Source organism: Candidatus Nitrosopumilus sp. bin_7KS (assembly GCF_054095835.1).
Genome location: NZ_JBSWSO010000010.1, coordinates 1 through 12,139 on the forward strand (window position 1 = coordinate 1; position 12,139 = coordinate 12,139).

The following is a 12,139-nucleotide window of genomic DNA, read 5'->3' on the forward strand; positions in this document are numbered from 1 at the left end:
CACCAGAACCTGAACCAACACCAGAACCTGAACCAACACCAGAACCTGAACCAACACCAGAACCTGAACCAACACCAGAACCTGAACCAACACCAGAACCTGAACCAACACCAGAACCTGAACCAACACCAGAACCTGATGACAAATCTGAATCAAATAATATTGAACATAAAACACCTAATCCTAAACACTTTTCAGATTCTCCTCACAGTACAGAGGAACGCGATGTTATTTTTATTGGTACAAAACCAATCATGACTTATGTTTCTGCAACATTAACACAACTTTCAACTAGACCTACTGTTACTATCAAAGCAAGAGGTAAAAGAATTACACAGGCTGTTGATGTTTCCCAAATGATTGTAAAACGAATGGATTCAGTTGGCTATGTAATTAGTGATGTTAGAATTTCATCTGATTCTTTAACTTCACAAGATGGAAAACAACGTAATGTTTCCAACATGGAAATTGATATTTCAAAAAACTAGATTAAAATTTCTAACATTAATTCTATTTGTTGTGTTATTTATTGTTCTAGTGATTAGTTTTATTGGTGATTCATGTAATGTAGATTATTTGATAATCACAAATGAGATTCTATCTTATGAACAATCTTTAGATCCCGAACAATGTGAAAATATTCTTGAACAAATTTATTCTTATAATGACATGTGTACATCCGAAATAGAGATTTTAGATTGTGGTTAATATGATGCGTCTAGTAAAAATGTGATTCCAAAATATACTAACAATAAACTCAACCCAATCATTATGACTTTGTAGTTTCTATTTGATAATATTTGTGAGCTTTTGGATGCTAACAATGAAATCCCTCCTAACCACACATAATCCATCCATATGTGCAGAAAAAATACTATTAGTATGCCTGAAAATGCCCAAATTAACATTGCATCTGAAATTAGTTTGAATCCTATCGTTAACCACCAAATAATAAAAAATGGATTTAGTGCGCTAAATACAATTCCAGTAAATAATGGCCCGTGTTTTGGAATTGATGAAATGTTTTTGTTATTTTGTAACGTATTTTTAATTTGAACAAATGCAAAAATAAAAAGTGTAATCGCCCCTACAATGGAAATTATAGTTCTAAATTCTGGAAATGATTCTAAAGAAAAAACTCCTATTCCTAATAGGATGACTAGAGGGAATTCTACAATTGTATGGCCTATTGCCATTTTAACACCTGATTTGGTTCCTTCTCGTAATCCATATGATACATTTGCAGTAAATAATGGCCCTGGGGCCATGACTCCTGATGCCGAAATAATGATTACAATAATTGCAAATTCAAAAATCTGAATCATTCTTTTTCAATTATTTATTTCTGAAATAAACTTGGTGTGATTTTTTATCTGTACATGGAGTCTTTGAGATTTTTTGACTCTTCTTGAGCTTCCTTAATGATACCTTCAGCTTTCTCTGCTTCTTTTTGTAGTGATGATATGTCACAAGATGCACCTGGAATTAATTTTGACATTGCCATACATAGATTTGCACTTGATTTGAAGTCTGGCCCTTTTCCATTTGTATGAAAAATTATTACGATAACATCTTGATCTGACATTCTTCCTTCATTTAGTAAAATCCCTGGGATGCCTGGAATTGTACCATGATCTAAAACTTTGAGACCTGCTTCTTTTATTTTGGTTCTTGCAGATTCTGTACTTCCAATACCTATCATCTCTTCATCATCGTTTACTGACTTGATTGCAACACTGCTGACAATTAATTTTATTTTATGTTTTTTTGCCCATGACAGCATTGTTTTTGCTGTAATCCTATGTAATGACTGCTCTAGAGTCAAATATGACAAAAATATTCCTACTTTTAATTTCTCATTTACAAAAATCCTTGTTGGGAAATTTGGTTTTCCATTTTTAATTACACTAATTGGAGGAAATGCTTCTGAGTCCATTACTCCTCCCAGTTCAAATTGTGATGTGTTGATCATTGATTCAGTTGCAATTGCACTGGTGAATCCTACTGAAGGAAATCCATCTATCAAATACCCTTCTTCTAAATTTAATTTTTTAATTTCTCTAATTCTAATTTTTGGAATCAATGAATATTTTCTGTATTGATCAAATAATAGCTTTTATCTAATTTTATTTTTGTAATTTTGAAAGTAATGCTGCATAAATGAATGGTAAAATTGTTGTTACTTCTGCATGAAGTGTTGATTGTTTTGCTATTTGTGTAACTTTTCCCCATGAAATTGCTTCTCGTACAAGTGCGCCACTCAGACTTCCATCAAATTCTTGAGCAGTAGTGATGTAAAATGCATAATCTAATCCTTCTCTGTATTGGTTCCACCATAATGTATGATGTTTTGAAATTCCACCTCCAATCATGAATGCTCCTGATTTCTCAGCTTTGAAAATTAATCCTGATAGTAAATTTGCATCTCCAATCATGTTTAATTTGAAATCTGCATGTTTTTGTGTAAATAACCAAATTTGACTTCCTACTGCCCCATCCATAATTCCTGGAACTACTACATCAATATCGTTTTTGTATGCCCAGTATAGAAAAGAGTCTTCGCCAAGATGCTTTCCAATCATTTTACAAATTTCAGATGTGCTCATCTCTTTGATTTCATTTTGATATTCTTCTTCTAAGAATGACTGCATTTTTTCTTCAATCAGTGGTCCGTAACTATCCATTGGTACTAGGACGTTTCCTAATCTGTGAATGTTTTGATTTGCCAGTTCCATATCATCCATTGTAAATGAACCTTCTTTGTAATGTGAAAAGTGTCTGGCAATATCATGATCTAATGCACCGCATGTTGTAATTGCAACATCAAACCATTTGTTTTTTATCATATCTTTGATTATTCCTCTTAACCCTGTAGATACTACTGCACCGACAAATGAAATAAATCTTAAACATTGTTTATCTGAAATCATTTCTGTTAAAATCTCTAACCCGCTTGATAGGTTCACTGATTCAAATCCTCCTGATTGAGACAACTCTTCAAAAATTTTTTCAATTGACATGCTTGAATTAATTTGAATATCTTTTACTGGACGGCCTGGATCTATCATGATTATATTCTATGTCGGTACCGAATATAAAATCCTGCCTTTAATGATTGAGATTTTTCAATTATCTGGGGAAACTTTAAACCTCCCCTTCGACAATGAAATTCAAATGGCTGATAGAATTAAAGTTGGTTTAGTAGGTATTGGTAATTGTTTTTCAGGTTTAATTCAAGGAATTGAATATTATAGAAAAAACCCTTCCCAAGAAGTAACTGGTATTATTCACGATAAACTAGCAGGATATGGAATTCATGATATTGACTTTGTTTGTGGATTTGATGTTGGCGAAAATAAAGTTGGCAAATTATTGCATGAAGCAATTTATGAATATCCTAACATGGTTGATTGGATTGCTAAAGATGACTTGCCTAAAAATGAGGCACTGGTCTATGAAAGTCCTATTTTGGATGGAGTAGGTGTTTGGGTAGAAAATCGAATTAAACCTATTGTTAGCACAAAAACAACTGAACAAATTGCTGAAGAGGTAAAAAAAATTATCAAAGAAAAAGGAGTTGAAATTATTGTATCTTATCTACCAGTCGGCTCTGATAAAGTAACTGAATTTTGGGCTCAGATTTGTTTAGATACAAAAACTGCATTTGTAAATTGCATTCCATCTTTTATTGCATCAGATGAGAAATGGGCAAAAAAGTTTGAGGATGCAAATGTTCCTTGCATTGGTGATGACATCAAAGGTCAAGTTGGTGCAACTATTGTACATAGAACTTTGGCTAAACTTTGTAGTGATAGAGGAACAAAAATTGAAAAAACATACCAAATCAATGTTGGAGGTAACACTGATTTCTTAAACATGAAGGAACAAGACCGATTGGCATCTAAGAGAATCTCTAAGACTGAAAGCGTCCAAAGTCAACTTAAGGAAAGATTAGATGATGATCAAATCTATGTTGGTCCTTCAGACTTTATTCCATTTCTAGGTAATACTAAACTCATGTTTATGAGAATTGAAGGTAGACAATGGGCAAACATTCCATATAATATGGAAGTTCGTTTAGAAGTTGATGATAAAGCCAATTCTGCAGGTATTGTAATTGATGCCATTCGATTAGCAAGAATTGCTCTTGATAGAGGAGTTGGTGGCCCAATCAAACCTGCCAGTGCATACTTGATGAAACACCCTATAGAACAAACTTCTGATGTTTTAGCAAAAGATGCATGTGAAAAGTTTGTTGCAGGCAACTAATCACTGAAAATTATTAGAATCTGAAAATCTTATCTTTCTACTCTTTTCATATTTATTCAAATCAAATTCTTTACTAACTCCGCATTCTCCATTTAATTTCATAACTTTAGTTGTGACTACTTTGTTATTTTCATTCAAATCTATGATGAGACTGTTTCCTCCGAATCTCTTATTCTCAACATTTGCTGCTAAGATTGGAATTCTGTTCTCTAATGCTCTGACTTGAACATACATTTGCCAAGGCTCAATTCCTCTTCTGACTATTCTGCTAGGTGAAAACAAAACTTGGGCTCCTTTTTTTACCAGCGTATTTGCTACCTTTGGAAATACCATATCATAACAAATTATCACCCCAAATTTGCAGGCAGTATTGAAGATTTTAGCCTCATTTCCTGGTTTTACACTATTTTTTTCATAGTCAAAAGGATGGATTTTCTCTTGTTTGCCTATGGATTCCCCTTTTGGTCCAATCACTGGAGATACGATGGATGTTTTTTTCTTTGTAATTTCATAAAATGCTCCTGGAATTATGGTCATACTGAATTCCTTTGCTATTTTTTTAAATTCTGAAAACTCTAACTCAAAATCACTGATCTCATTATTTTTCAGCCATTGTTCTGGCAGGCACACGATGTCAGTGTTACTCCTTCCTAATTTTTTAAGAATTTTTACTGCATGAGAAATTCCTTTTTGATTAGTACTTTGTGATGTGGTCTGGATTAACCCAAGCTTAACCATATTTTTAGAATTATTTCTTAGTAATTATAGTAGGCGTAATTATGCGATCAATAATTAAAAAATTATTATTTTCTTTTCAACCGCTACGAAAAATATCATAACACAACAAGAAAAATTAATCAATTCTGTCAACTAAACTTGTTAAGCATCGATTATCCTACGTAATGAGAAATTATTATCATTGGTTCATGTTAAAAAAGTTGAGATCTTCGGTTTCAAATCATTTGGGTTTAAGAATACTACTGTACAGTTTGAACCAGGATTAGTTTCAATTTCAGGTCCAAACGGCTCTGGTAAAAGTAACATCTTGGATGCCATAATTTTTGCAATGGGTGAAAATAAACCAAAAGTTATGAGAGTGGATAAACTGCGATCTCTAATTCATGATATTGAAGGAGCAAGACATGGACCAAAAATGGCAAGAACAAGTGTTCATTTTGATAACTCTGATAGAAAAATTCCAGTAGATTCTGATGCAGTTGAAATTACAAGAGAAATGGACGCCAACGGTGAAAACACATACTATCTAAACAAAAAGAAAACAAATCGAAGTCATATTCTTGATTTACTTGATATGGCAAATGCCGGTTTGGGTCAACTCAATGCTGTCCAACAAGGAACTGTAACTAGAATATCTGAATTCACTTCAGAAGAAAAAAGAAAAACAATTGAAGATTTAATTGGTCTATCATACTTTGATGATAAAAAAATAGAATCTATAAAACAATTAGATGAGGCAGATAGACGTTTAGAAATTGCTCTTGCCAAAATGGGTGAAATTAAAAAAAGAATAGATGAATTAGAGGAAGAAAGAAATCAAAAATTACGTCATGATATTTTAGAACGTGAGTTAAATCGTTACAAAGCCATTGCTGCAGCAAATAAAATGAAGGTAATTTCAAGCCAAAAATTGGCAAAAGAATCTAATTTGAATGCATTAAATGCTGAAATCGCTACTTTTAGCACTCAAAGAAATGCTTTGAGAGAAGAAATCACTACTTTAGAAACTGAAAAGACAAAGTTAATGGCAGAAGCTAATGATTACAGTCAAGCAAAAGCTACTCTTGATGTTGAAATTAGTTCTGCAATGGAACAATATGAGATAGACAATAGTGCAATTTCTGCATCAAAGAAACGATTAGAGCAAATTAATTTAAGATTACCTGAAATACAAACTGAAATTGATGAAATCAATCAAGCTAGAACAGATATTGATACACAACTTCAAAAAATAAAAATATCTATAGATGAAACAGATTTAAAGAAAAATAAAATCAATGATGATTTACAAATTATTGACTCTCAAAGAAATAAAATACTTACAGAACAATCAGAAGCAGCAGCTAAAAAATCTGAAATTGACAATAAAATTAAATCTCTTACAAGTCAACTCAATAATGTACAACTAAAACTATCCAAAGTTTTACATGAGAAAGATGAATCAAAAATTAAAATTGACGTAAATACTGCTAAACTTTCTGAATTAGAAAATGATATTGTTTCATTAACTGGTTACCAATCCAAACTGGAATCTATGTTGAATAATCACAATGCATCTATTACTGAATTAAAATCAAGAATTCAAAAACTTCATGATAGAAAATCAAAAATACATAATGATATGGATGAGTTGGAATTTATTTTAGAGAAATCAAATAAAGCTGCAAATCAATATGAATCAAAAATTAAAACTGTACAAGGCTTCATGCATGAAGATTATACTGTTGCTAAATTAAAAGAGGATGCAGACAAACTTGGTATTGATGGATTAGTCTATGAAATGATTTCATGGGATAAAAAATATGAGCGCTCGGTTTTAGCAGTAAGTTCTGATTGGATTAAGGCAATTGTTGTAAAAGACTTTGCAACTTTACTTGGAATTGCTGAAGTTGCTCGAAGTAAAAAACTTCCAAAACTAAAAATAATTCCACTAGATGCAATTCCACAATTCAAACTATCTTTACCAAATGAACCTGGTGTGATGGGCATACTTGCTAACTATGTTACATGTGATCCTGCCTATGCTTCCCTCAAAACTTTCCTGTTTGGCAATATTGTGCTTACTGAGAATAGGGAATCTGCCTACAATGTCTCTCAAAAGGGCTACAAATCGGTAACACTTGATGGTGAATTCTTTGAAGAAAAAAATGGCACTGTAATCATTGATATTAATTCAAAAATATCTAAACTCACAAAACTTATCTCCATGAGTAGTGATATTGATGGATTATTCCAGTCAATTAGTATAATTAAAAAATACATGTTAAAGAAAAAACATTCATTAAAAAAATTAGAGGATTCTATCCAATCTTATGATGACCGACTTTCCATGTCTGAAAATTCACTAACATCTACAACTGAAAATTATTCAAATTTGAAATCTAGACTCACTTCTGCACATAGTATGAAGGAACAACTTTCAAAAAGAATTTCAGAACTTACTTCGAGAAATAATATAATTGAATCTGAAGTAAATACTTGTGAATCTCATGTAGAGTCACTACAAGAACGAATAACTATTGTTGAGGAAAATTATGCAAGTGGAGAGCAAGATAGAATTGCTTCTGAATTATCTAGGATTAATATTAAAAAGTCTGATATTGAAAAATTATACACCACAATAATGAATGAATACCGTGATAAATCTTCACAACAAACAACTTTACAAACTCAATACAATAGAGAAAAATCTCAATCTAATCGACTTGATGATGAAACAAATTCATTAAATCTAGAATACAAAGAACTTGAAACAAAAATACACGACTTGGAAATTCAGAAAGAATCTAAGAACCAAGTTCTTGTATCTTTGCGTGAAAAAGAACAAGAATTAATTTCTACGTCTGGTTCATCTATTGGCCATCTAAAAGAGTTTGATGATAAACTCAAAGTATTAACTGAACAAGATAGAGAATTGACAAAACAAATCAATACTATAGAGCGTCAAACAGACTCACTTACTCGTGATCTTAAAGATTTAGTTGAAAATGAGGTTAAACTACAACAAATTCTATCTACGTTTGGATTTGATAAAGACATGGAAACATTTGATGTTGAATCAATTGTGCATGGATTGAATACTGAACTATCTTCGCTAAATGCATTAAATGCCAAAGCCCCTGAAACATACCTTGAGGTATCTTATGGATATCGTTCAATGTCTACAAGAAAGAATTCACTTGAAGCTGAAAGGAATTCTATTGTTAAATTCATTGAAGATATTGAAAAAGATAAACGACAAACATTCTTAGATGCATTTGATAAAGTCGATAAAGAAATTCGTTTAATTTTTAATAAAATGACTGATGGTAATGCATGGTTGGAATTACAAAATGAAGATGATATATTCAATTCTGGAATTTCATATCTAATTCAATTCCCAAATAAACCCAAAAGAGAGTCTACGTCAATTAGTGGTGGTGAGAAAACACTAGCTGCAATTGTATTTGTTCTAGCATTACAAAAACTAAAACCATCTCCATTCTATCTCTTTGATGAAGTTGATGCTCACCTTGATGCACCAAATTCAGAAAGACTGGCAAAAATTTTAGAAGAAAGATCAAAGGAAAGTCAATTCATTATGGTGTCCCTCAAAGATTCTGTAATTCAGAAAGCAAAATTGATCTACGGAGTATTTCCAAAGAATGGGGTATCCAATGTTGTTACTTACAAAGATAAACGAATCCCTTCAATGAAAACTTCCTAGTCTAGTTTTACAAAACAGGCCGAGTAATGACCTGCATTATTTTCTTCTAATCCTGGTTCTTCTATGCATTTTTCAATGGCATATGGACATCTTGCTCTGAATCTACATCCTTGATACACATCAATATCTAACGGGTCATTGATTCTGATTTTTTTCTCCCTGTGTAAATTGTCAGGATCAGGCTCTGAAATGGCATCCATTAATGCTTGAGTGTAAGGGTGCCTTGGTTTTACCAACACTTGATTAATTGGTCCAATTTCAACAATTTTCCCCATATACAAAATTCCTATCCTTTGACCAAAATATCTGGCAGTAGCTAAGTCATGTGTAATGTAGATAAATGAAATGTTGTATTTTCTTTGTAATTCTTGCATCAATTCTAACATTTCAGCTCTAATTGATACATCTAGCATGGAAACTGGTTCATCTGCCAGAATTATTTTGGGTTTTAGTGCCAAAGCTCTTGCCAGTACCACTCTCTGTCTTTGTCCACCCGACAACATGTGTGGATATCTTTTTGCAATATCTTCCGCTGGTTCTAATTTTACTTCATGTAGTACTTCGATTACTCTTTTGGTTCTATCCTCTTTGTTTCCAATTTTGTGAATTTCAAGTGGTTCAGATATGATGTCGCCAATCTTCATTCTGGGGTTGATAGAGTCATATGGATCTTGGTGTATCATTTGACAATTCATTCTAATTTTTGCTAAATTTTCTTTTTTATCATCAATTTCCTGATCTTCAAAAAATATTTTTCCTGAATTTAACTGGATTGATTTAAGAATTAATTTTGCAATGGTTGATTTTCCAGAACCTGATTCTCCTGCTAATACAAAAACTTCGCCTTTATTTAATGAAAATGATACATCATCAGTAGCTCTCACAGTTACTGATTTTTTCCCAAATATGCCTTTTTTTGTAAAATATTTTTTCAAATGCTCTACTCTGAGAATTTCACCCAATAGTTATTGTCGAATAAAGAAGTATATCAAGAAATATTTTTCATGCGTAAAATTTGTGATAAAGCATTTATGTTAAACAAAGACCGGTTTAATACTTGAATAAATCAATCCAAAAACATCCTGATTATAAAAAATATGTAATCGATTCTAAACTTCAATATTTTAAACCTCATGCTAGTAAAATAGAGAAAACATTTGCTGAAGAAATATCTTCAAGCTTGAATAGGACATCTAAATTTATTGTGCCTAAATTTTTTTATGACAAAAAAGGCTCTGACTTGTTTGAAAAAATTTGTACCCTTCCTGAATACTATCCCACAAGAACTGAAATTACCATTTTGAAGAAGTTAAAGACCGAATTACCTTCATTTATTGATGATTCCTTTAGATTAGTTGAACTTGGTAGTGGGGCATCCGTGAAAACTAGATTATTACTTGATATTTTCACTCAAATGCAACAAACAACAGAATATTTCCCAATTGATATCTCTGAAATACTAACTGAAAGTTCAGAACAACTTTTACAAGATTATGATAATCTTCGAATTACTGGAATTATTGACACTTATGAGGGTGGATTGGAATTTTTAAAAAATTATGATGATAAAAATAATTTAATTCTATTTTTAGGTTCTAGCTTTGGCAATTTCTCTCCTGCTGATGGTAAAATCTTTTTAGAAAAAATAAACTCTACAATGAAATCTGGTGATTTATTTTTAATTGGTTTGGATCTGGTAAAGGATTCACAAATTTTAGAATCCGCATATAATGATACACAAGGTATTACTGCTGAATTTAATCTCAATGTTCTATCTAGAATAAATGACGAGCTTGATGCCGATTTTAATCTAAATAATTTTTCACATTATTCTATATACAATAAAGAGGATCAGCGAATTGAAATGTATTTAAAATCTTTAGTGAATCAATCTGTAATTATTTCAAAATCTGGTCTTTTATTAAATTTGAAAAAAAATGAGTTGATTCATACTGAACATTCTCATAAATTTACTCTAGATCAAATTAAAACTCTTTTTGAAAGTACTGGATTCAAAATCAATCATACTTGGTTAGATGAGAATACTAATTTTTCATTAACTCTAGTATCAAAAAATTAAATATTTTCAGCACATCTAAAACCTGAAAATAACCATCTTTCATCTAGTCTAAAGAAATTTCTGTAACTCCCTCTAATTGACATCTTTGGTGTTGCAAACGAACCTCCTCTCAAAACTTTTTGATTTGTAAACCATTTGTCATTGTATTCGTCAAATCCTGACTTGAATCCTGGATATCCTGTATACTCTGATGATGTCCATTCCCAAACATCTCCAATCATTTGTTGACATCCTGAATGACTAGTTCCATTTGGGTATGTCCCAATTTCCGAACATCCCCAATGATATGATTCAAGTAAATTACATTTTTCATTTGTTGGATTTTCATTTCCCCATGGGAATATGGTTTTCTCTTGCTTGTCCTCATTCCAACAAGCAGCTTTTTCCCATTCAGCCTCTGTTGGGAGTCTTTTTCCTGCCCACTTACAATATGCATCTGCTTCGTAGAAACTTACATGGCACACTGGCTCGTTTGGATTGATTTCTCTAATTCCTAAAAAGTCTCTTGTATGCCATTTACCATCAATTTTTTCCCAATACATTGGAGATTTCCATTTATTTTCTTTGACTTTTTCCCATCCGTCTGATAACCAATATTTGTAGGTCTCATATCCTCCAGATTCCATGAATTCTAGATATTGCTTGTTTGTTACTGGAAATTCATCTATTTTGTAATCATTAAGGTAAACTTTGTGTTCAGGTAATTCAATGTCGTAGCAAAACTCTTTCCCTATATTTCCCATGACATATAATCCACCATTAATTTGAATTGATTTTCTATCAACGCTTGGTTGTTTTACAATTTTATTTTTCTTTACAGGTCTGTATTGTTCTGCAAGTAAATGTTGTAAATCATACACTAGAAGTTCTTGATGTTGACATTCATGATGAAATCCTGTAGTGATAAGTTTGACATCTTCCTCACTAAGCGTTTGGGTTTGGATAAATTTCTCTACTTTTTGATTTATTGTATTAAAATATTGAAAAATTTGATCAGTCGTTGGTCTTGAAACAACTCCTCTCAAACCTTTGTCATGAGGTACCCCAAATTGCTGATAATAGGAATTTAGATATTCTGAAAATTCTTTAGAGTAAAATTCATAATTTTTATCAATTTTGTTCATTATTGTTTCATAAATCCAACTCACATGTCCGATGTGCCATTTTGGTGGACTCATAAAAAATGCAGTTTGAACTACAAAATCATCTTTTTCTAATGTTTTTACAAGTTCTAGCGTTCTACTGCGTGTTTCTTTAAACTGTAATAGTAATGAATTCTCTGACTGTAATTCTGGGTTGGATGTCAATATTAAGAAATAATCTTTTTTCTATTATTATATTTGTGG

General features: G+C 31.7%; 11 protein-coding genes. 5 read left to right on the plus strand and 6 right to left on the minus strand.

The window, feature by feature from the left end:
* Both ACW9W4_RS10175 and ACW9W4_RS10180 read left to right on the plus strand, forming a co-directional pair.
* A partial coding sequence (locus ACW9W4_RS10175; RefSeq protein WP_457762343.1) for a DNA-binding protein occupies positions 1-488 on the plus strand: 488 nt, incomplete at its 5' end.
* A 31-nt stretch (positions 489-519) separates the two neighbouring features.
* Entirely contained in the window at positions 520-708 is a 189-nt protein-coding gene (locus tag ACW9W4_RS10180) for a hypothetical protein (protein ID WP_457762344.1), read from the plus strand.
* Here the strand turns inward: ACW9W4_RS10180 and ACW9W4_RS10185 are convergent.
* The 3 genes from ACW9W4_RS10185 to ACW9W4_RS10195 are packed head-to-tail and all read right to left on the minus strand — an operon-like array spanning position 705 to position 3,068.
* Positions 705-1,325 (minus strand): LysE family transporter, encoded by a 621-nt coding sequence (locus tag ACW9W4_RS10185; protein WP_457762345.1) that lies wholly within the window; start codon positions 1,323-1,325, stop codon positions 705-707. The genes ACW9W4_RS10180 and ACW9W4_RS10185 overlap by 4 nt on opposite strands.
* A gap of 44 nt (positions 1,326-1,369) precedes the next feature.
* Positions 1,370-2,083 carry a proteasome assembly chaperone family protein gene (locus ACW9W4_RS10190; RefSeq protein WP_457762346.1) on the minus strand — a complete coding sequence of 238 codons (714 nt, stop codon included), beginning with the start codon at positions 2,081-2,083 and terminating at the stop codon, positions 1,370-1,372.
* A 43-nt stretch (positions 2,084-2,126) separates the two neighbouring features.
* The gene (locus ACW9W4_RS10195; RefSeq protein WP_457762347.1) at positions 2,127-3,068 is read right to left on the minus strand and encodes a deoxyhypusine synthase; all 942 of its coding nucleotides are present in this window, start codon (positions 3,066-3,068) and stop codon (positions 2,127-2,129) included.
* Positions 3,069-3,174: 106 nt separating this feature from the next.
* On the opposite strand from ACW9W4_RS10195, the gene ACW9W4_RS10200 reads away from it, so the two are divergent.
* Positions 3,175-4,269: an inositol-3-phosphate synthase gene (locus ACW9W4_RS10200; protein ID WP_457762348.1), complete on the plus strand. Its 1,095-nt coding sequence runs from the start codon at positions 3,175-3,177 to the stop codon at positions 4,267-4,269.
* Here ACW9W4_RS10200 and ACW9W4_RS10205 read toward each other — a convergent pair whose 3' ends face one another.
* On the minus strand, positions 4,270-5,007 hold the full coding sequence (locus tag ACW9W4_RS10205) for a carbon-nitrogen hydrolase family protein (protein WP_457762349.1): 738 nt from the start codon (positions 5,005-5,007) through the stop codon (positions 4,270-4,272).
* 181 nt (positions 5,008-5,188) lie between these two features.
* Between ACW9W4_RS10205 and ACW9W4_RS10210 the strand changes: the two genes are divergently transcribed.
* On the plus strand, positions 5,189-8,713 hold the full coding sequence (locus ACW9W4_RS10210) for a chromosome segregation SMC family protein (protein WP_457762350.1): 3,525 nt from the start codon (positions 5,189-5,191) through the stop codon (positions 8,711-8,713).
* On the opposite strand, the gene ACW9W4_RS10215 is transcribed toward ACW9W4_RS10210, so the two are convergent.
* Positions 8,710-9,675, minus strand: coding sequence for an oligopeptide/dipeptide ABC transporter ATP-binding protein (locus tag ACW9W4_RS10215; protein ID WP_457762351.1), 966 nt, complete (start codon positions 9,673-9,675; stop codon positions 8,710-8,712). The two genes, ACW9W4_RS10210 and ACW9W4_RS10215, sit on opposite strands and share 4 nt — an antisense overlap.
* Positions 9,676-9,770: 95 nt before the next feature.
* Between ACW9W4_RS10215 and egtD the strand changes: the two genes are divergently transcribed.
* Positions 9,771-10,793 (plus strand): L-histidine N(alpha)-methyltransferase, encoded by a 1,023-nt coding sequence (gene egtD, locus ACW9W4_RS10220; protein ID WP_457762352.1) that lies wholly within the window; start codon positions 9,771-9,773, stop codon positions 10,791-10,793.
* Here egtD and egtB read toward each other — a convergent pair.
* Positions 10,790-12,100: an ergothioneine biosynthesis protein EgtB gene (gene egtB, locus ACW9W4_RS10225; RefSeq protein ID WP_457762353.1), complete on the minus strand. Its 1,311-nt coding sequence runs from the start codon at positions 12,098-12,100 to the stop codon at positions 10,790-10,792. The two genes, egtD and egtB, sit on opposite strands and share 4 nt — an antisense overlap.
* Positions 12,101-12,139 lie beyond the last annotated feature (39 nt).

Bases quoted from the DNA above. Each gene is read 5' to 3' on its own strand.
- ACW9W4_RS10195 (WP_457762347.1), bottom strand. From the start codon at position 3,068: ATGATAGATCCAGGCCGTCCAGTAAAAGATATTCAAATTAATTCAAGC.
- ACW9W4_RS10185 (WP_457762345.1), bottom strand. From the start codon at position 1,325: ATGATTCAGATTTTTGAATTTGCAATTATTGTAATCATTATTTCGGCA.
- ACW9W4_RS10200 (WP_457762348.1), top strand. From the start codon at position 3,175: ATGGCTGATAGAATTAAAGTTGGTTTAGTAGGTATTGGTAATTGTTTT.
- ACW9W4_RS10205 (WP_457762349.1), bottom strand. From the start codon at position 5,007: ATGGTTAAGCTTGGGTTAATCCAGACCACATCACAAAGTACTAATCAA.